Origin of the sequence: Planococcus sp. ISL-110 (assembly GCF_018613575.1) — a bacterium.
Classification (GTDB): domain Bacteria; phylum Bacillota; class Bacilli; order Bacillales_A; family Planococcaceae; genus Planococcus.
This window is the reverse complement of record NZ_JAGGPX010000027.1, coordinates 86,374-106,152: the sequence shown is the minus strand read 5'-3', so window position 1 is coordinate 106,152 and position 19,779 is coordinate 86,374. Positions and strand designations below refer to the sequence as shown.

20 protein-coding genes and 1 riboswitch are annotated in these 19,779 nt (G+C 44.6%); of the genes, 1 reads left to right on the top strand and 19 read right to left on the bottom strand.

The features are described from left to right. Positions 1-295 precede the first annotated feature (295 nt). A complete protein-coding gene (locus tag J7I83_RS15580; protein WP_353048297.1) occupies positions 296-976 on the top strand; it encodes a DNA alkylation repair protein in 681 nt (226 codons plus the stop codon). 55 nt (positions 977-1,031) lie between these two features. On the opposite strand, the gene J7I83_RS15575 is transcribed toward J7I83_RS15580, so the two are convergent. From J7I83_RS15575 to J7I83_RS15485, 19 genes are all read right to left on the bottom strand, one after another. Then, a complete protein-coding gene (locus J7I83_RS15575) occupies positions 1,032-1,220 on the bottom strand; it encodes a hypothetical protein (protein ID WP_215102208.1) in 189 nt (62 codons plus the stop codon). A gap of 168 nt (positions 1,221-1,388) precedes the next feature. After that, on the bottom strand, positions 1,389-2,786 hold the full coding sequence (gene sufB, locus J7I83_RS15570) for a Fe-S cluster assembly protein SufB (protein WP_215102206.1): 1,398 nt from the start codon (positions 2,784-2,786) through the stop codon (positions 1,389-1,391). Positions 2,787-2,806: 20 nt separating this feature from the next. Beyond that, positions 2,807-3,247 carry a Fe-S cluster assembly sulfur transfer protein SufU gene (gene sufU / locus J7I83_RS15565; protein ID WP_215102204.1) on the bottom strand — a complete coding sequence of 147 codons (441 nt, stop codon included), beginning with the start codon at positions 3,245-3,247 and terminating at the stop codon, positions 2,807-2,809. Beyond that, positions 3,237-4,466 (bottom strand): cysteine desulfurase, encoded by a 1,230-nt coding sequence (locus J7I83_RS15560; RefSeq protein WP_215102202.1) that lies wholly within the window; start codon positions 4,464-4,466, stop codon positions 3,237-3,239. The genes sufU and J7I83_RS15560 overlap by 11 nt, the downstream gene beginning before the upstream one ends. Beyond that, a complete protein-coding gene (gene sufD, locus J7I83_RS15555; protein WP_215102200.1) occupies positions 4,466-5,770 on the bottom strand; it encodes a Fe-S cluster assembly protein SufD in 1,305 nt (434 codons plus the stop codon). The genes J7I83_RS15560 and sufD overlap by 1 nt, the downstream gene beginning before the upstream one ends. 18 nt (positions 5,771-5,788) lie before the next feature. After that, positions 5,789-6,571: a Fe-S cluster assembly ATPase SufC gene (gene sufC / locus J7I83_RS15550; RefSeq protein ID WP_353048298.1), complete on the bottom strand. Its 783-nt coding sequence runs from the start codon at positions 6,569-6,571 to the stop codon at positions 5,789-5,791. Between the two features lie 264 nt (positions 6,572-6,835). Next, positions 6,836-6,991, bottom strand: a complete 156-nt coding sequence (locus J7I83_RS15545; protein WP_215102197.1) for a YuzK family famiily protein — start codon at positions 6,989-6,991, stop codon at positions 6,836-6,838. A 259-nt stretch (positions 6,992-7,250) separates the two neighbouring features. Beyond that, a complete protein-coding gene (locus J7I83_RS15540; protein WP_215102195.1) occupies positions 7,251-7,775 on the bottom strand; it encodes a hypothetical protein in 525 nt (174 codons plus the stop codon). A 99-nt stretch (positions 7,776-7,874) separates the two neighbouring features. After that, the gene (locus J7I83_RS15535; RefSeq protein WP_215102193.1) at positions 7,875-9,047 is read right to left on the bottom strand and encodes a dicarboxylate/amino acid:cation symporter; all 1,173 of its coding nucleotides are present in this window, start codon (positions 9,045-9,047) and stop codon (positions 7,875-7,877) included. 152 nt (positions 9,048-9,199) lie between these two features. Continuing rightward, positions 9,200-10,012: a MetQ/NlpA family ABC transporter substrate-binding protein gene (locus J7I83_RS15530; RefSeq protein WP_215102191.1), complete on the bottom strand. Its 813-nt coding sequence runs from the start codon at positions 10,010-10,012 to the stop codon at positions 9,200-9,202. A gap of 57 nt (positions 10,013-10,069) precedes the next feature. Further along, a complete protein-coding gene (locus J7I83_RS15525) occupies positions 10,070-10,738 on the bottom strand; it encodes a methionine ABC transporter permease (RefSeq protein WP_215102189.1) in 669 nt (222 codons plus the stop codon). Further along, the gene (locus J7I83_RS15520) at positions 10,731-11,756 is read right to left on the bottom strand and encodes a methionine ABC transporter ATP-binding protein (protein ID WP_215102187.1); all 1,026 of its coding nucleotides are present in this window, start codon (positions 11,754-11,756) and stop codon (positions 10,731-10,733) included. Before J7I83_RS15520 ends, J7I83_RS15525 begins: the two co-directional genes overlap by 8 nt. An 88-nt stretch (positions 11,757-11,844) precedes the next feature. Beyond that, positions 11,845-11,949: riboswitch (SAM riboswitch) on the bottom strand. 110 nt (positions 11,950-12,059) lie between these two features. Next, positions 12,060-12,386, bottom strand: a complete 327-nt coding sequence (locus J7I83_RS15515; RefSeq protein WP_215102185.1) for a thioredoxin family protein — start codon at positions 12,384-12,386, stop codon at positions 12,060-12,062. Between the two features lie 5 nt (positions 12,387-12,391). Next, positions 12,392-12,730: a toprim domain-containing protein gene (locus J7I83_RS15510; RefSeq protein WP_215102183.1), complete on the bottom strand. Its 339-nt coding sequence runs from the start codon at positions 12,728-12,730 to the stop codon at positions 12,392-12,394. A gap of 290 nt (positions 12,731-13,020) precedes the next feature. After that, the gene (gcvH, locus tag J7I83_RS15505) at positions 13,021-13,401 is read right to left on the bottom strand and encodes a glycine cleavage system protein GcvH (RefSeq protein ID WP_215102181.1); all 381 of its coding nucleotides are present in this window, start codon (positions 13,399-13,401) and stop codon (positions 13,021-13,023) included. Positions 13,402-13,482: 81 nt separating this feature from the next. Then, on the bottom strand, positions 13,483-13,836 hold the full coding sequence (locus tag J7I83_RS15500) for an arsenate reductase family protein (protein WP_215102180.1): 354 nt from the start codon (positions 13,834-13,836) through the stop codon (positions 13,483-13,485). Between the two features lie 104 nt (positions 13,837-13,940). Further along, positions 13,941-15,722 (bottom strand): acyl-CoA dehydrogenase family protein, encoded by a 1,782-nt coding sequence (locus J7I83_RS15495; RefSeq protein WP_215102178.1) that lies wholly within the window; start codon positions 15,720-15,722, stop codon positions 13,941-13,943. A gap of 419 nt (positions 15,723-16,141) precedes the next feature. Beyond that, a complete protein-coding gene (locus tag J7I83_RS15490; protein WP_215102176.1) occupies positions 16,142-17,317 on the bottom strand; it encodes an acetyl-CoA C-acetyltransferase in 1,176 nt (391 codons plus the stop codon). A gap of 28 nt (positions 17,318-17,345) precedes the next feature. Then, the gene (locus J7I83_RS15485) at positions 17,346-19,730 is read right to left on the bottom strand and encodes a 3-hydroxyacyl-CoA dehydrogenase/enoyl-CoA hydratase family protein (RefSeq protein ID WP_215102174.1); all 2,385 of its coding nucleotides are present in this window, start codon (positions 19,728-19,730) and stop codon (positions 17,346-17,348) included. Between the last annotated feature and the right edge of the window lie 49 nt (positions 19,731-19,779).

The following is a 19,779-nucleotide window of genomic DNA, read 5'->3' as shown; positions in this document are numbered from 1 at the left end:
ATTATTTTATGATAGCATAGAAAAAATAGAACGTCTTTTTTAAAAAAGATTCTCTTTATGGCAATTGAGGATTTATAGAAGAACTATTGTTTCAGGTCTTAAGAACAATCCTCTTCTTAAAGCCGCTTCGGTCGCTATGAGGATGCTTTATGCAGGATGGCCAGGCTGAAGTGTTTCGGCTTCCTCGCGGACACGCCGGCGCTGAATATCATCAGTTCAACTTTATCAGTTGTTGCTTCGTTGCTTTCTTTCGATTGTGCTACACTTTTTTTAAAAAGAACAGGGAGATGAAACGGTGGTGAAAAAAACGTGGGACCATAAAGGAATCGTCGAGAAATTCGAGGCACACCGCAACACTGAACTGGCAGCACCGATGTCTGCTTATATGCGGAACCAGTTTGACTTTCTGGGCATTAAAACTCCATTGCGGAATGCGTTGCTGAGAGAACAATTTCTGGAGTATCAGCTGCCGGAACCGGAGCATTTGGCTGAAGAAGTTTGGAATTTGTACGAGTTGCCGGAACGGGAATATCAATATGCGGCCATCGCCTTGCTGGGAAAAATGCAGAAGCAGTTGACCATTGAGGATTTGCCTTTTCTCCGAGAGCTGATTGAAAGCAAGTCCTGGTGGGACAGTGTTGATTCTATCGTCTCACGAATACTTGGCCACGTCATTCAGACAGAACGGACTGCTGGAACAGTAACCATGTTTGAGTGGTCTGAAGCCCAAAACATGTGGATAAACCGTGCGGCTATTCTCCATCAATTAAAATACAAAAAACAGACGGATGCAGCAGCACTGGGCCGCATCATTTTGCAGCACACTGCATCCCCTGAGTTTTTTATCCAAAAATCCATCGGCTGGGCGCTTCGCGAATATGCCAAAACGGATGCTGAGTGGGCCCTGTCATTTGTATCAGAACATTTTTTAATGCCTCTAAGCGAACGAGAAGCACTGAAAAACATTAAAAAATAAGCTTTGGCATACATTATGCCAAAGCTTATCTTACTTAAATTTTCATTTCAAGCTTTTAGAACAATCCACCGAGCCCTTTGCCGCCGCTAAAGATGGATTTTGCCGATTCCATCAACTCTTTCTTTTCGGTTTCATCGATTTTCCCATCTTCATAAGCTACTTTGGCTTGCTCAAATACTTCTTTTGCTTGCCCCAAATCTGCATTGCTGAGCTTCTGTTTTAGTGCATCAAATGTTTGACTCATATCCGGTATACCTCCTTGAAATTTCCTTCTACGTTTCTATACCCGTTGATTGAAACCTAAAACGGCATAATTTCTTGCATGGGAGGACCTAGATTTGCATTGAGCAAAATCCACAAAAATAACCCTTGGCATGAAAGTCATCATGCCAAGGGTTATTTTATTAATCTATTAACCGATAGAGCCTTCCATTTCGAACTTGATCAAACGGTTCATTTCCACCGCATATTCCATTGGAAGTTCTTTTGTGAATGGTTCGATAAAGCCCATTACGATCATTTCTGTTGCTTCTTGCTCAGAAACGCCACGGCTCATCAAGTAGAACAATTGCTCTTCCGATACTTTTGAAACTTTCGCTTCGTGCTCCAAAGAAACGTTATCGTTTAAGATTTCGTTGTATGGAATTGTATCTGAAGTTGATTGGTTGTCCATGATCAGCGTGTCACATTCAATGTTTGAACGTGCGCCATCTGCTTTGCGTCCAAAATGGACCATCCCGCGGTATGAAACTTTACCGCCTTGTTTCGAAATAGACTTCGAAACAATGGATGAAGAGGTGTTCGGAGCCAAGTGAATCATTTTCGCTCCAGCATCCTGGTGTTGGCCTTTGCCAGCAATTGCGATTGACAGGGTCATGCCGCGAGCGCCTTCACCTTTCAAGTAAATCGCTGGGTACTTCATAGTCACTTTTGAACCGATGTTGCCATCAATCCATTCCATTGTGCCGTTAGCGTCAACAAACGCACGCTTTGTTACAAGGTTAAAGACATTATTTGCCCAGTTCTGGATTGTTGTATAACGGCAATAAGCATCTTTTTTCACGATGATTTCAACAACAGCTGAGTGAAGTGAATTCGTCGTGTAAACAGGAGCCGTACAGCCTTCAACGTAGTGGACACTTGCGCCTTCATCGACAATGATCAAGGTACGCTCAAATTGGCCCATGTTCTCCGAGTTGATGCGGAAGTAAGCCTGAAGCGGTGATTCCACTTTAATGCCTTTTGGCACATAAATGAAAGATCCACCCGACCAAACCGCTGTATTCAATGCCGAGAATTTATTGTCGGCTGCCGGAATAACCGACTGCCAATACTCTCTGAAAAGATCTTCGTTTTCACGAAGAGCAGCACCAGTATCTTTAAAGACGATCCCCATGTCTTCCAATTCGACTTTCATGTTATGGTAAACCACTTCAGATTCGTATTGAGCTGATACGCCAGCCAAATACTTTTGCTCTGCTTCTGGAATTCCCAATTTGTCGAATGTGCGTTTGATTTCTTCAGGAACTTCATCCCATGAAGTTTGGCTCGCTTCTGATGGTTTTACGTAATACGTAATTTCATCAAAGTTCAACGAACTTAAATCGCCGCCCCATTGTGGCATCGGCATTGAATAAAACAATTTCAATGCTTTCAGACGGGAATTCAACATCCATTCCGGCTCTTCTTTGATTTTCGAGATTTCTCTTACAATTCCTTCAGTCAAGCCACGTTTCGACCTGAAAACTGAGACATCCTTGTCGTGGAACCCATATTTATAATCACCGATTTCTGGCATTTGTTTGGCCATCGTCGTTCCTCCGTTCTATGTTACGATTTTTCTTCATTTTGTACGCCTTTTTCCATGGCTTTCCATGCCAAAGTCGCACATTTGATACGGGCTGGAAACTGAGAGACACCTTGCAATGCTTCAATATCGCCAAGGTCGATCGAATCATCGTACTCTTTGCCAAGCATCATATCTGAAAAGATTCCGGAAAGTTTTAATGCCGTATCAATTTCCTGCCCCTTGACAGCCTGCGTCATCATGGAAGCAGAAGCCATAGAAATCGAACATCCTTCACCGTCAAATTTCGCATCTTTGACGATGCCGTCTTCGACCTGCAAAGTCAAGTGGATGCGGTCTCCACAAGTCGGATTATTCATCTCGATATTGACGCTGTTATTTTCAATCGTCCCCTTATTGCGGGGCGTTTTATAATGATCCATAATGACCCGTCGGTATAATTGATCTAAGTTATTAGAAGACATCGTTGAAATACTCCTTTGCCGAACGCAGCCCTTCCACTAAGCGATCAACATCTGACTCGCTATTGTATAAGTAGAAGCTCGCGCGTGCTGTTGCTGTAACTTCCAGCCATTTCATCAAAGGCTGAGCGCAGTGATGGCCTGCACGAACCGCAATGCCGCTCATATCGAGGACAGTTGCGACGTCGTGCGGATGGACATCGTTCAAGTTGAACGTGACAATCCCCGCCCGTTGCTCAGGATCAGCCGGACCGTAAATTTCCAGTCCTTCGATGCTGCTCATTTTTTCCATTGCATAAGCAGCCATTTGATGTTCGTGCTTTTCAATTTCATCCAAGCCGATTTCGTTTAGAAAATCAATGGCTGCGCCTAATCCCACGGCGCCTGCAATGATCGGTGTTCCACCTTCGAATTTCCAAGGCAGCTCTTTCCATGTCGAATCATACAATCCGACAAAGTCGATCATTTCTCCACCAAACTCCACCGGTTCCATATTGTTCAATAATTCCTTCTTGCCATAAAGGACACCGATTCCAGTAGGGCCGCACATTTTATGTCCGGAAAAGGCAAAGAAATCACAGTCCAGCTGCTGAACATCTATTTTCAGATGCGGCGCCGCCTGGGCACCATCCACAACCATGACCGCTCCATTTTCATGGGCAATCTGTGCAACTTCCTTGACCGGATTCATGGTACCAAGAACGTTCGAGACATATACCATCGAAACAATTTTCGTCCGTTCCGTAACAGCTGCGCGAACCTGTTCCAAAGAAATCGTACCGTCTTCTTCTAGTTCCACGTATTTTAAAATGGCGCCGCGTTCTTTCGCCAATTGCTGCCAGGGAATAATATTGGAATGATGTTCCATATATGTTATGACAATTTCGTCGCCTTCTTCTACATTGGCTCTGCCGTAGCTTTGTGCAATGAGATTGATGGCGGTTGTCGTTCCTCGCAGGAAAATGATTTCTTCCGTTGAATTGGCATTGATGAATTTCCGGACTTTTTCACGTGCGCCTTCGTATTTTTCAGTTGCACGGTTACCGAGCGTGTGTACGCCACGGTGCACATTGGAATTATCCAATTCATAATAATTCGTTAATGCTTCAATAACTTGAACTGGTTTTTGTGAAGTGGCTGCACTGTCCAGATAAATCAGTGGATGGCCATTTATTTCTTGGTTGAGTATCGGAAAATAGCTTTTTATCTCTTGGTTAATCATTAGCGGACTTTCCTTTCGATAACCTCCGTCAATTGCTTTTTAACGCCTTCGATTGGCAGTACACGAACAACCGGTGCCAGGAAACCGTGAATAACAAGACGTTCAGCTTCTTGTTTTGTGATACCGCGGCTCATCAAATAATACAATTGAAGTGGATCTACACGGCCAACTGATGCAGCATGTCCTGCCGTTACATCGTCTTCATCGATCAAAAGAATTGGATTTGCGTCTCCACGAGCTTTTTGGCTTAGCATCAACACACGTGATTCCTGCACTGCGTTTGATCTTGTTGCACCGTGTTCGATTTTACCAATGCCATTGAATATGGCTGAGGCTGAATCTTTCATCACACCGTGTTTCAAAATGAAACCTTGGGAATCTTTGCCCCAATGGACAACTTGAGTCGTGAAGTTCTGTTTTTGCGACCCACGTCCAACTACTACGCTTTTCGTATCTCCGTAAGAATTATCGCCGATCAGATTTGTCGTGTTTTCAGAAATCGTGTCGCTGTCGTTCATCATTCCTAATGCCCATTCGATACGTGCATCACGAGCCACTCTGCCGCGTCGGTTGACATACGTAATGAACCCTTCTGCCAGTGTATCCACTGCGCCATAGGTAATTTGTGCATTATCCTCAGCAAATACTTCGGAAACAATATTAGCGAGTCCGTTTGCATGCGGAACAGTTGAGAAATAGTTCTCCACATACGTCACCTTACTGCTGGTATCTGCAACTACAATTACATGGTTGAACAATGAAGCTTCAGCATCATCGTGATAGAAAACCACTTGTACAGGCTCTTCCACAACGACATTTTTTGGAACATAGAGAAATGCGCCACCGTTCATTAAGGCCGCATTCAATGCCGTCAATTTATGCTCGTCCGTTTTTACGCCGTTTGTCATAAAGTATTTCTTAACCAAATCGCCGTGTTCACGAAGAGCTGTGAAAATATCCGTCAAAATAACGCCTTGTGCTGCAAGTTCATCAGAAATGCGTGAAAATGCTGGGGTATTATTGTGCTGTATATAAAGGTTTTTTTGCTCTAAGTCCACGATAGACTTAACATCTTCTGTTAAATCTTCAATGGAACCAAAAACTGAACTTTTTACTGTATGCACTGGAAAATCAGTAAAGTTCCAGCTAAGAATTTTTGTTTTGTCTGGTTTTGGCAGCGGCAAAGTTTGCGCTTCACCAAACGAACGAAGACGAAGCTCAGTAAACCATGAAGGTTCACCATTCATTTCTGAAAAGGAGCGCACGTCCTGCTCGGTCATTTTTAAATTTGTTTCAACCGTCATGCTAGTCTCTCCCTTCAATTATGCTTGTCCTACAGTCTCGTCTTCAATGCCAAGTTCCACTTTGATCCAGTCATAGCCTTCTGACTCCAATTTCTGGGAAAGTTCTTCTCCACCAGATTTCACGACGCGTCCCTGCATCATTACATGGACATGGTCAGGCGTAATGTAGTTCAGCAAACGTTGGTAGTGAGTGATGATCAGGCAGCCGAAGTTCTCGCTTCTCATTTGGTTGATGCCATCTGAAACGACTTTCAATGCATCGATATCCAATCCGGAGTCGATTTCATCGAGAATCGCGATTTTTGGTTTGATCATCATCAATTGAAGAATTTCGTTGCGTTTCTTTTCCCCGCCTGAGAAACCTTCGTTCAAGTAACGCTGTGCCATCTCTTGTTCCATATCAAGCACTTCCATCTTGTTATCCAATTCACGGATGAATTTCATCAAAGAAATCTCGTCGCCTTCTTCGCGTCGTGCATTCATTGCAGAACGCATAAAGTCAGCATTGGTTACCCCAGAAATTTCGCTTGGGTATTGCATTCCAAGGAAAAGGCCAGCGCGTGCCCGTTCATCAACTTCCATTGCTAGAACGTCTTCGCCGTCCAAAGTGATGGATCCCTGTGTAACTTCGTATTTAGGATGGCCCATAATAGCTGATGCTAAAGTGGATTTCCCAGTACCGTTAGGTCCCATGATTGCGTGAATTTCACCTGTATTAATTGTTAAGTCTACACCCTTTAAAATCTCTTTGTCTTCGATTTTAACGTGTAAATCTTTAATGACCAAAGTTGACATGTAAATACCTCCATAAAGTTGATGTTGAATGGCAAACCATTCTTAATTAGTATCATTCTAATCTTAACCCATATCCATCCTACTGGCAAATCATTAAACTACTTAAAAAGCTGTGGCAAAACATTTTAAAATACTGGATTCCTTAGTATTTTGCAAAAGCGCTACATGATAACTGTCATGCTTCGTTATTTTCAATAATAGAGTTCTAATTGAGAAATTATATCAATAAAAAAACCAGCATCTTGAGATGCTGGTTTCATTTTCATATATTTAGTCTCGATGTACCTGCCGCTCGATTTGACTGGCTACTTTTTGGCCTAGCTGATAATCCTGTTCACGGCGCTGTTCAACTTCAAGTATTTTATCAGGGTCATTTTGATATTCGTCAATCCCGAAACCATGTGCATTTCTGAATGCCTGTTCCATTTTCTCGGTCTTTTCAATTCCGTTCGATTCGATATTGAACCATTCCTTTCAATCTTGGGGTTTTGTAGATTACTTTAGCTATTATACCCCACGGAATATCAAATAAACACATAAATAGTCTAATTAATCTGAAAATAGAACTTTTGTCTTACAGTTACACTCTATAGGTTGGAATGAATAAATCAGACTGAAAAACTAACTTTTTCGCATTGATCTAAAATCAAAACCCCTGACAATTGCTTGTCAGGGGCCACTTTATCTATTGTGAAACTTCGTTGTAAATGCTTGATGCAGCTAACTCCTGCTCTTCAAGCAATTCGTTTAACATTGCATCGGCTTCTCCGAATTTTTCGTCAGCTGCTTCAAAAGATGCATCTTTCGTCAATTCTTCGGCTTTCATTTCATACGATTCGCGCATTGCCGCAAACGCAGTTTCAATCTTTCCTTGCCGTTCTTCCAATGCTGCTGGAATTTCTATAGTATCGACAGCGCCCGCTGCTTCTTCAGCAGAAGCGATTGCTGCATTTTTCATCGTCTGAAGTTCTTCACCTTCCGGCAAGGTGCCTTCTGCCTGATTCATCTCAAATGCATTCAAGTCAGCATCCACCGCATTGATCGCATTTGGAATCGACATATAAAATTTCATCAGTTCCTGCTTAACTTCTTTACTGTCTCCAGAACTTTCAGCGCCGGCTGTTGTTTCCGTCGGCTCAGTTGATTCCTCTTCTCCACAGGCAGTTAATAGAACTGCTGCCGTTAATCCGATTGCCCATAATTTCTTCACATTGGTTCCCCCTATTGTATAATATCTTCGCTATAATAGCACAGAAATTACCAATAGAATAGACCTTTTTAAACAGTCATAATAAGGCGAATAGTCCTGCTATTCTAAACTTTTTCGGCCGTTGGTGAAACGGTCGACAATATGTGCCAATGCGCCGTCACCAGTGACGTTGGCTGCCGTACCAAAGCTGTCCTGTGCCATATAAAGCGCGATCATCAAAGCAACCATTGTAGGGTCAAATCCGAGCATAATTTCCAGTAATCCGATTGCTGCCATTACAGCACCGCCTGGAACTCCAGGTGCCGCTATCATCGTGACACCCAGCATTAGAATGAAGGGAAAGAAACTTCCAAATGTCGGTACCCCACCTGTCAACAGTACAACACCGATGGCACACGAGACTAAGGTGATAGTACTACCAGATAAGTGGATGGTCGCAAATAACGGAACTGTAAAGTCCGCTACCCGTTCATTGGCTCCGGATTTGCGGGCTTGACGCAAAGTAACCGGGATTGTCGCTGCAGAAGACTGAGTACCCAATGCCGTGAAATAAGCAGGCATCATGGTTTTCAGGATTGAAAATGGATTTCTGCTTTTCAAAGCTCCAGCAGCTGAATATTGAAGCAAAAGCATGCTCCAGTGAAGAATGATGATCATCACAAAGACGATAGCAAATAACGATAAAATTTCAAAGACTGCTCCACCATATGCCATATTGGCAAAAATACCAAAAATATGGAACGGCAACAAAGGAATGATGATATAGGAAATCGTTTTTTCAATAATCGCCTGGAATTCATCAAAAAACGATACCATGGTCTTGCTGCCTGTCGATGCCATCCCGATACCCAGAAGGAAAGCCAGGATCAAAGCAGACATGACGCCAAAAACAGGAGGCATATCAAGTGCAATTAACGAAGCTGCCAAAGCATGTTCCGGATCTGCCATACTGCTTAGAGATCCTGCTTTCATAAAGTTAGGCAGCACCATTGTCGCAACAAAGAATGCCATAATTCCTGCTACAACCGTAGAAGCGTAGGCAACTCCGGTAGCTACTCCCAAGAGTTTTCCAGAGCCTTTTCCTAATTTTGCGATTCCCGGAGCAATAAACCCGAGAATGATCAGCGGCACGACAAAGTTTAAGAAATTACCGAAAATCGATGTGAACGTCGCAAAGACCCTCACCAAACCTTCTGGTGCAATCAACCCAATTAGCACCCCTAAAATAATTGCCACAACGATACGCGGCAACAAACCAAAATTGAACTTCATGAACATGTCCCCCTCATATGAACAAATGCTTCTTTTACATTATTCAAAAGTAGCACAGACCTTCTCAAAATGTAAGGTATACATTAAAACACGAAATATTTTTATTATTTGAACAAAATAAAAAGCATCCCGGAGGATGCTTTTTTAAAAGATTATTCTACTGGTACGACTGAGCCGCCCCATTCTTCCAAAATGAAATCCTGGATTTCCTGGGATTTTAATACTTCCACTAATGCTGTGATGTTGTCGTTTTCTTCATCACCAGCGCGCACCGCAATAATATTGGCGTATGGTGAATCCGAAGATTCAAGAGCAATCGAATCTTCCAACGGGTTGATGTCTGCATCAATCGCATAGTTTGAGTTGATCAAAACTGCATCGCCTTCACCTGACTCGTACATTTGAACAAGCAATGCTGCTTCATAGTTGGCATCAAATTGAAGATCTTTCGGATTTTCAACAACATCGCTCACTTCAGCAGCTGTTTTTTCTACACCTTCAGCTAACGTGATCAAGCCTTCAGCTTCAAGCATAGAAAGAATGCGGCCATGATCCGCAACCGAGTTGCTCATCAAGATTGTTCCACCTTCAGGAAGTTCATCAAGAGAAGTATGATCCTGAGAGTAGACACCAATCGGTTCGATATGGATGCTGCCGGCGTTTTCGAATTCATAGCCATGGTCCGCTACTTGAGACTCCAAATAAGGCATGTGCTGGAAATAGTTGGCGTCAATTTCACCTGACTCTAAATCTTCATTCGGCAGGATATAATCCTGGTAGGTTTCGATTTCAAGCTCAATACCCTGCTCTTCTAGAATCGGTTGTGCCTGCTCTAAAATTTCAGCATGCGGCACGTTTGAAGCGCCTACACGCAATGTGTTCGACTCTTCTTCACTTTCCCCACCATTTCCGCATCCTGCGAGTACCAAAGCTGTTAATGCTGTTCCTGCTACAAATTTCTTCATGTTGAATCTCTCCCTTTTGTTGTGTTTTATATATATCTCGGAAAATAAAATCCGCTATTACCGTTTGTCTGCTTTTGTTGTTACCAAGTCACCGATAAACTGAATGACAAAGACGATGATCAGGATCAAAATCGTCGCCATCAAGGTGACGTCTTCACGGCTCCGTTGGAAACCGTCCAGGAAAGCTAAGGTTCCAAGGCCGCCAGCACCAATGATGCCTGCCATGGCTGTATAGCCGACCAATGCAATGGCCGTGACCGTTATACCGGAAATCAACGCCGGTTTCGATTCTGGCAACAATACTTTCCAGATAATCGTGCCGGTCGTCGCGCCCATTGAACGAGCTGCTTCGATGACGCCTTTATCAATTTCCTTCAATGCAATCAGTACCATACGCGCATAAAATGGAGCTGAACCGATGATCAATGCAGGCAAAGCTGCATTGGGTCCACGAATAGAACCCATCAGGAACAAAGTAAAAGGAATCAATAAGATGATCAGGATAATAAAGGGAATCGAGCGGAAAATATTGACGAATGCCCCTGTCAGCCAATTAACGATTTTATTTGCCCATAATTGCTTCGGTGCCGTCAAAAACAATAAAATCCCGAGAGCTAAACCGATGACGAACGTAAATACGGTCGATAAGGCTGTCATATACAGTGTTTCAAGTGTGGCTTCCCACATGCTGTCCCAATCTACATTGGGGAATAACGAATCAATCATTGTGCATCACCTCCGCCTGAACATCTTCTGAGCGAAGGAATGCCAGTGCTTCTTCAATTTCTGTTATTGAGCCTTTTAACTGGAGAATCAGCGTTCCATAGGCCCCGCGCTGTGTGTGCGAGATATTGCCCTGAACAATATTGACTTCCACAGAATGGCTGCGGATGAGTTTTGTCAGGATTGGCTGTTCGGTTTGATCACCGACAAAAACCAATTTCACCAATTCGCCTGTCGGGTATAATTCCCGCAGGTTTTTGATGGTTTCCTGCGAATCGCCGGAATCGGTCACCTGTGCTACAAATCGTTTGGTGATTTCTTCTTTTGGTGATTGGAAAACATTCAGTACATCGCCAAGTTCAACAACCCGGCCGCCCTCCATGACTGCCACGCGGTGGCAAATCTTTCGGATGACGTGCATTTCATGTGTGATCAAGACAATTGTCAATCCCAATCGCTTGTTGATGTCCACCAGCAAATCCAAGATCGCATCTGTTGTTTCAGGGTCAAGTGCAGAAGTCGCTTCATCACATAACAGGACTTCCGGGTCGTTTGCCAGTGCACGGGCAATGCCGACGCGTTGTTTCTGGCCACCTGAAAGCTCCGATGGATAAGCATTTTCACGGCCGGTCAATCCGACCAGTTCGATCAGCTCCTGAACCCGTTTGCCTCGCTGTGCTTTTGCCGCTCCGGCAATTTCAAGTGGAAATTCGATGTTTTCTTTTACCGTACGGGACCACAGCAAGTTAAAATGCTGGAAGATCATGCTGACCTTCTGGCGGGCTTTGCGCAATTCCCCGCCTTTGATCGCTGTAATCGTCTGCCCGTTAATCTCTACCGTCCCTGAACTGGGTTTTTCCAATCCATTAAGCAAACGGATCAATGTACTCTTACCGGCTCCGCTGTATCCGATGATGCCGAATATTTCACCATCAGAAATGGATAAATCGACTTGGTCGACAGCCGTAAGGACCGCTTTGCCCGTATCGAACTTTTTCGTCACTTTTTTTAACTCAATCATTTCTTGAACACCCCTACATTCTAAAAATAAAAAGCCCTTCCGCGCAGAACTGAGCAGAAGGGCAAACGTATATTATACGGAAACCAATCTCTCATCTTCCAAAGCTTTCGCTTCGTGTGATTTGGCACCATTTCATTTTCATGACGGTTGCCGGGCTTCATAGGGCACTTCCCTCCACCACTCTTAATAAGAGTTTCGATATGAAATTATTTGAAAGCATAAGAACGTATGAATTTTTTGTTCATGCTACAGCGCTTCTTGCTACTCTAAAGACGCTTGTACTTTTCTTATCAGAATTTCAATTTACCATGTCGGGCTATATTCGTCAACAGATTTTAATTTGCCATATAAATATGGCACCGACTGAAAGGCATAAATCTTTTCCTTCAGTTTGCCATCCTCCGTAATCAGCAGGCACGGCACACTTTCCACTTCATATAAGCCCGCGATTTCCTGAACATAATTCAAGTTCGCTTTGCCTATCTGGAGGTCAGGCAACAATTCTGTGACAACAGTCAACATTTTTGAAGCCACCTGGCAGGTTCCACACATCGGCGTGTACAGATAAAACGCCGTGATGTGTTTGGTATTCTTTTCTTTGATCCATTCTTTATGTGTCCATTCCTTCATCTTCTTCATCCCTCTATCAATAGCTTTTTGACCTGGACATTCGCTGTGATGAGCACGTCCATCAGAATTCGGAGCGGCGTTGCCGCGACTTCCTTATAGCTCCGATTGACGTAAAAGTGGCGGGCTTCGGGAAATTCACGCTTAACCAGCTTCCGCAGTTTTTCTCCTGAAGAGTCTGCATCCACTAATATGATAATGTCCTGGCCTTCGTAAGGCAGCAATAATTCTTCAAGTCTCGATACACTTACTGTACCATTTGTGCAAAGAATCGTCACGGGTTCTGCAATGAGCGGAGCAATCCTCGACTTATCACTGATCCCCTCCACCACAATCACCTTTCCCATAAACACCCACCCCATTGAATATAGAATAAGAAAAGTTCTGATGTCCATTAATACTAAACGATTTTGTACTTCCCACAATACTGCTGCTATTGCCAGTCCATAAATTCCCTTCACTTTTCAGCTTGTGCATATGCGGCTTAATCCGTACTTTTAAAATAACAATGAATCTGGCTTTAGTCTATTTTCAACACTTTTTCAGGCCTCGATACGTAAACAAAAGATCGCACCTTCAAAACAGACGAAAGAATCGGAACGAAAAAAAGCGCCAAAACACAGGCGCTTTTAAGGGATTACTCGTTGATCATTTCTTTGTATTGGTCTGCTGTCATCAATTCATTGACTTCTTCTTCAGAAGGGGCTTCAATAACGACCATCCAAGCCTGTTCGTATGGTGACTCGTTGACGAATTCCGGGCTGTCTTCAAGCTCAGCGTTGACCTCGATCACTTTGCCGCTGATTGGCGCATACAATTCCGAAACCGTTTTAACGGATTCAACACTACCAAAAGGCTGGTCTTTTTTCAGTTCATCGCCAACTTGTGGAAGCTCCACGAAAACGATATCTCCCAATTCAGCCTGTGCGAAATGAGTAATTCCAATACGCGCATTGCCGTCTTCGACTTTGACCCATTCATGTTCTTTTGAATAACGAAGTTCTGCTGGTGTGCTCATCTTGACCCCTCCAAATTATGTAGTTCATTCAAGTTCAGTTTGACATAAACAGCTGTGAAATACAAGATGACGAGGTCCTCCTTACAACCAGCTATTTTGATAGTCTGCTTCTTTAAAGCCAAGTGTCACATTTTTGCCATCCCAAGCCAACGGGCGTTTGATCAGCATGCCATTTGAAGCTAGAAGCTCTAATTGCTGTTCTTGTGTCATGTCAGACAGCTTGTCTTTCAAGCTCAGCGAACGATAAACCAGACCGCTCGTATTGAAAAACTTCTTCAATTCTAAACCACTTGCCTGATGGATTTCAGCCATTTGTTCTTTTGTTGGCGGATTCTCTGCAATGTGAACTTCATTGTACTCCACGCCATTTTGTTCCAGCCAGCTTTTCGCTTTGCGGCAAGTTATACATTTTGGATATGCGTAATACGTAATCAATTTAGAACCCCCTTTTTTCAAGCTTACCAAAAAGAAGGCAGTCGGTCGATGAATAAAAAACAGGCAAACTCGATTTTATCGGGTTTGCCTGTTTTCCTCATTCATTATACGACGTATTTTTCAACGTCGATCAGCTTGACAGCTGCTTCGCGTTTTTTCGCGATGACATTGTAAGGCGTTGAGCGAGTCAATTTGCGCAATGCAGAAAGCATCATGCGCTGGTTGTCGCCCTCGATTGCAGCGATCAATGTTTCTTTTGCATCCTTTTCGATTTGATCAAATGCTTCCTGGCAGTAGATCTGTGTATATAGAAGTTTTTGCTTGGCTTTTTCTTCACCTGAAGCAGCAATCGCTTTTTCTGTACGAAGCACTACCGACTCCATTGCAAAGACGTTGCTGACGATGTCTGCGATATTGACAAGAACTTCCTGCTCCGCTTCCAGTTTCGTGCCGTAGGTCTGAGCTGCAAGCCCGGTTGCAAGCAATGCGATTTTCTTGGCGTTTTTCACCAGGTATTTTTCCTGCGCCAATGCTTCTGTGCCCACTTCTTCAGGCATCATCATCAACAATTCTTCCTGAAGCTGCTGTGCATGCTGCAATAAAGGCAATTCGCCTTTCATCGCTTTGCGCAATAAAGTTCCTGGTACCAGCAGACGGTTGATTTCGTTGGTACCTTCAAAAATACGGTTGATGCGTGAGTCGCGGTAAATGCGCTCGATTTCATATTCCTGCATAAAGCCGTAGCCGCCATGCAGTTGAACACCCTCGTCCACGATGTAATCCAATGTTTCTGTACCAAAAAATTTATTCAGTGAGCATTCCACAGCAAATTCAGCGATCGAGTCAGCTACCAGTTTGCCATCTGCCTGCTGCTCATCCGTAAATCCGCTCATGCGGTCTTCGAACAAACCGACGGTGCGATAAACTGAGCTTTCCACAGCATACAATTTAGATGCCATCGTCGCCAATTTTTCGCGCGTCAAGTTGAATGAAGAAATCGCCATCTTGAACTGCTGGCGCTGATTTGTATAAGGGATCGTCAATTCCATAGCGCGTTTAGATGCGCCGATTGTACCCACTCCTAATTTGTAGCGGCCAATGTTCAAGATGTTGAACGCGATAATATGTCCACGCCCCGCTTCACCCAATAGGTTTTCCACAGGAACTTCAGCATCCTCCAGGATCAATGTACGTGTCGAAGACGATTTAATGCCCATTTTCTTTTCTTCCGGCCCAACAGAAACACCAGGGAATTCACGTTCTACAATAAAGGCTGAGAATTTGTCTCCGTCAATTTTTGCATAGACCACGAACACATCCGCAAATCCAGCGTTGGTGATCCACTGCTTTTCACCGTTCAAGACATAATGCGTACCCGCTTCGTTCAGTTTGGCTACTGTTTTTGCACCAAGTGCATCCGATCCTGAGCTTGGCTCAGTCAATGCGTAAGCTGCAATCATTTCGCCTGTTGCCAATCTTGGCAGGTAGCTTTGTTTTTGTTCTTCATTTCCGAAGAGGACGATTGGCAATGAACCGATGCCGACGTGCGCTCCGTGAGTGATCGAGAAGCCGCCTGCTTTCGACATTTTTTCAGCAATCAACGCAGATGCGATTTTATCCAAGCCCAAACCGCCGTATTGTTCCGGAACATCGGCACCTAGAAGACCAAGTTCTCCAGCTGTTTTCAACAAACGAACCGAATGCTCGAACTCGTGGTTTTCCAAATTTTCAACAACCGGCATTACTTCTGTATTGACGTAATCCTCCGTCGTCTTTGCGATCATTTTTTGTTCTTCCGTGAAATCTTCCGGTGTGAACACACGTGACAGGTCCGCATCTTCGATTAAGAAACTGCCGCCTTTGATCAATGTTTTTGATTGCTCCATTTTGTATTCCTCCTATTTTGTAATTGCTTATTATGTTTCATTTTGAAGAAATCGCTCCAGGCGGACGCTTTCCGGCAGAAAGCGAGTCAGGCACAGCCCGACTCGTTTGCGACGAAGCGCTAAGCCTCCTCGGGCTTACGCCCTGTGGGGTCTACTTTATATCGCTTCGCTGCTCCCGCAGGAGTCGCCGCCTTCCGCTCTTTCTTCTATGACTCTAGACTTTCTTATAAATAAAGAAATATTTTTTCTTAATGAACTATTGGGATATGGAGCAAATCAGCGGAGACTCCTAAGGGAGCAGTGCAACGATCTACAAGAAATCCACTCGGGCGTTTAGCCCGAGTTAGTTCGGCGCAAGCCCGTAGGAAAGCGGAGCTGATTTGCGGAATATCCATACAAAATATTTATCAAATTTATTTCTACAGCATTTCAAAGACGCCAGCTGCGCCCATTCCTCCACCGATACACATGGTGACGACGCCAAACTGTTTGCCTTGGCGTTTTAATTCGCTCATCATGCGAATCGTCAGGATCGAACCTGTTGCACCCAGCGGATGGCCCAGTGCAATGGCTCCCCCGTTAAAGTTAACTTTGTCGATATCCAGACCAAGCGTGCGGATAACACCAAGCGACTGAGAAGCGAAAGCTTCGTTCAATTCCCAGACATCGATGTCTTCAATGGTCAATCCGGCCAATTTCAAGGCTTTTGGAATCGCGACAACCGGTCCGATTCCCATAACTTCAGGCGGTACGCCGCCAGTTGCGAATGAACGGAATTTAGCGATTGGCTTCAACCCCAATGCCTCTGCTTTTTCGCGGTCCATCACCAGTAATGCACCGGCGCCGTCAGAAGTTTGTGAGGAGTTTCCGGCGGTAACCGTTCCGCGTGCTGAGAAGGCTGAACGCAATTTGTTTAAAGTCTGGATGCTAGTTCCGTGGCGGACGCCTTCATCCATTTCAAACATAGAGGATTTTTCCTGATATTTATTGTTTTCATCTACATATCGTTTGATTACTTCGACTGGAACAATTTCTTCATCAAAGTTTCCGGCTGCAATGGCTGCTGCCGCTTTTTCATGCGATCGGACAGAAAAGGCATCCTGGTCTTCCCGACTGACGCCGTACTGCGTCGCTACCTGTTCTGCGGTGTGGCCCATGCTCATATAATATTGAGGAGCTGTTTCAGCCAATTTCGCGTTTGGACGGATGACGTTGCCCATCATTGGCACCATGCTCATTGATTCCACACCACCTGCAATGATTGCTTCGGCTGAACCGACCATAATGCGTTCTGCTGCATAGGCGATCGACTGAAGGCCTGAAGAACAGAAGCGGTTGACGGTAACGGCTGAAACCGTATCCGGCAATCCTGCAAGTGCTCCGATGTTGCGGGCGATGTTCATGCCCTGTTCGGCTTCCGGCATGGCACAGCCCATAATCAAATCATCTATCGGCCCATCATATCCGCCAGCCCGCTGTAGAGCTTCTCTTACAACCAATGCGCCGAAATCATCCGGACGTACAGTCGCTAAAGAACCTTTTCCTGCTTTTCCGACCGGTGTCCGAGCACTGGCCACGATTACTGCTTCACGCATGTATATTTCCTCCTTTTATGATCAACGATTAATTGCGTAACGGTTTTCCTTTGACCAGCATATGCTGCATGCGCTGCTGGGTTTTCGGTTCAGCTACCAGACTTAAGAATGCCTGTCGCTCAAGATCAAGCAGGTATTGCTCATCTACTTTCGTGCCATATGGAACTTTCCCGCCTGACAGCACAAACGCCAGTTTTTTGGCGATTTTCAAGTCGTATTCACTGATATAGCCTGAAATGAACATGCCTTCCGCACCCAAAAGCAGGGTAGCATAGCCAGGTTCGCCCGTGACTGGAACTTTTTCGCGCAAAGGCGCCTGGTAGCCATTTTCATACAGCGACAAAGCCGCTTGTTTTGCATCATAGATCAAGTGATCGCTGTTAACGCTGATACCGTCCACAAAATTCAGGAAGTTGTTTTCGCGTGCTTCTTCTGCTGAAGTGGAGACTTTTGCCATCGCAATCGATTCGAACACTTTGCTGGCGATATTCTGGTAATCGACTGTCACGCCATTTGGCAGACCTTTCAATTGCTTCATATAAAGTTCTTTGTTTCCGCCGCCGCCAGGAATCAGCCCGACGCCTGCTTCCACTAAGCCCATATAGGTTTCCATAGAAGCCTGGATATGCGCTGCCGGCAACGCCACTTCTGCACCTCCGCCAAGGGCCATGCCGAATGGAGCTGCTACAACTGGTTTATTGCTGTATTTGATTTTCATCATGGCATTCTGGAAAGTCTTGATTGTGAAATCCAGCTCAAAAATATTGTCGTCCTGTGCTTCCATCAGGATCATGCCGAGGTTTGCACCGACGCAGAAGTTCTTGCCCTGGTTGCCAATGACAAGCCCTTTGAAGTTTTTCTCCACTTCGTCGACCGCGTAATTGATCATCTGCATGATATCCAAGCCGATCGCATTCGAGTGTGAATGGAATTCCAGCAAGGCAATGCCGTCACCCAAGTCGATCAGGCTTGCCCCCGAATTTGATTTGATGACGCCATGCTTTTTCTTGTAGCGCTTCAAGTCGATAACTTTTTCATTGACCGGGACTGGTTGATAAGACGTGCCGTCAAAGAAATGAAGATCACCGTCTTCTTCTTTATAGAAGGTTTCGTTTTCGCTGTCGAGCAAAGCCTGAGCGAATGCCGGAACTGGATGCCCTTCCAGCTTCATTTTCTCAACTGATTTTTTAACACCAATCGCATCCCAGGTTTCAAACGGCCCTTGTTCCCAGCCAAAGCCCCATTTCATGGCATTGTCGATGGCCACGATATCGTCTGCGATTTCCCCGTTCAATTGGGCTGAATAGCGCAATGTTGGAGCTAAGATGCTCCAAAGCAGTTCACCGGTACGGTCTTCTGCATATACAAGCGTCTTCATTTTAGCTGCGAGGCCTTTTTGTTGCTTCGCCATTTCCTGTGAAGGTGTTTTCAATTTGCCGGCTGCACGGTACTCAAGTGTTTCCGGATCAAGCTCCAGAATCTCTTTGTCTTTTTTCAGGAAGAATCCTTGCCCGGATTTAGCTCCAAGCCAGCCGTTCTGAACCATTTTAGTCATGAACTCAGGCGCTTCAAATACCTTTTGTTCTTCACCAGAAGTCTGGTCGTAGACATTTTTTGCCACATGCATGAAAGTATCCAGTCCAACAACATCCAAAGTGCGGAAAGTCGCTGATTTCGGTCGGCCGATCAATGGTCCGGTAACCGAGTCCACTTCCCCAATTGAATAGCCGCGTGCCATCATTTCACGCAAGGTCACCAATAAACCATAAGTTCCGATCCGGTTGGCGATAAAGTTCGGTGTATCTTTTGCAATAACCACGCCTTTGCCCAAACGGTCTTCTCCAAATGCTGTCATAAACTCCACTACTTCTGGAGCAGTTGTTGTCGCAGGAATAACTTCCAGCAGTTTCAGGTAACGCGGTGGATTGAAAAAGTGAGTTCCCAGGAAATGCTTGCCGAAATCTTCTGAGCGACCTTCCACCATCGCATTAATGCTGATGCCTGATGTATTGGATGAAATGATGGTGCCGTCTTTTCTGACACCATCAATCTTTTCATATAGGGATTTTTTTACGTCAAGGTTTTCAACGATGACTTCAATGATCCAGTCGACGTCTTTTAGTTTTTCCAGATCGTCTTCCAGGTTTCCTGGCGTGATCAATTGAAGGTTCTTTTTAGCTGTTAATGGAGCAGGTTTCTGCTTGAGCAGTTTCTGTATAGAGCCGGTTGCAATTCGATTGCGTACCGCCTTGTCTTCAAGAGCTAACCCTTTTGCCTGTTCTTCCTTCGATAATTCACGCGGAACAATATCAAGCAATAATACAGGGATTCCTATATTTGCAAGGTGCGCTGCAATTCCCGAACCCATTACACCTGAACCGAGTACAGCCGCTTTTCTAATTTGGTAAGCCACTAGCAAACCCTCCTTGAATTTTTGAATGAATACTCATTCATTTTTTAAT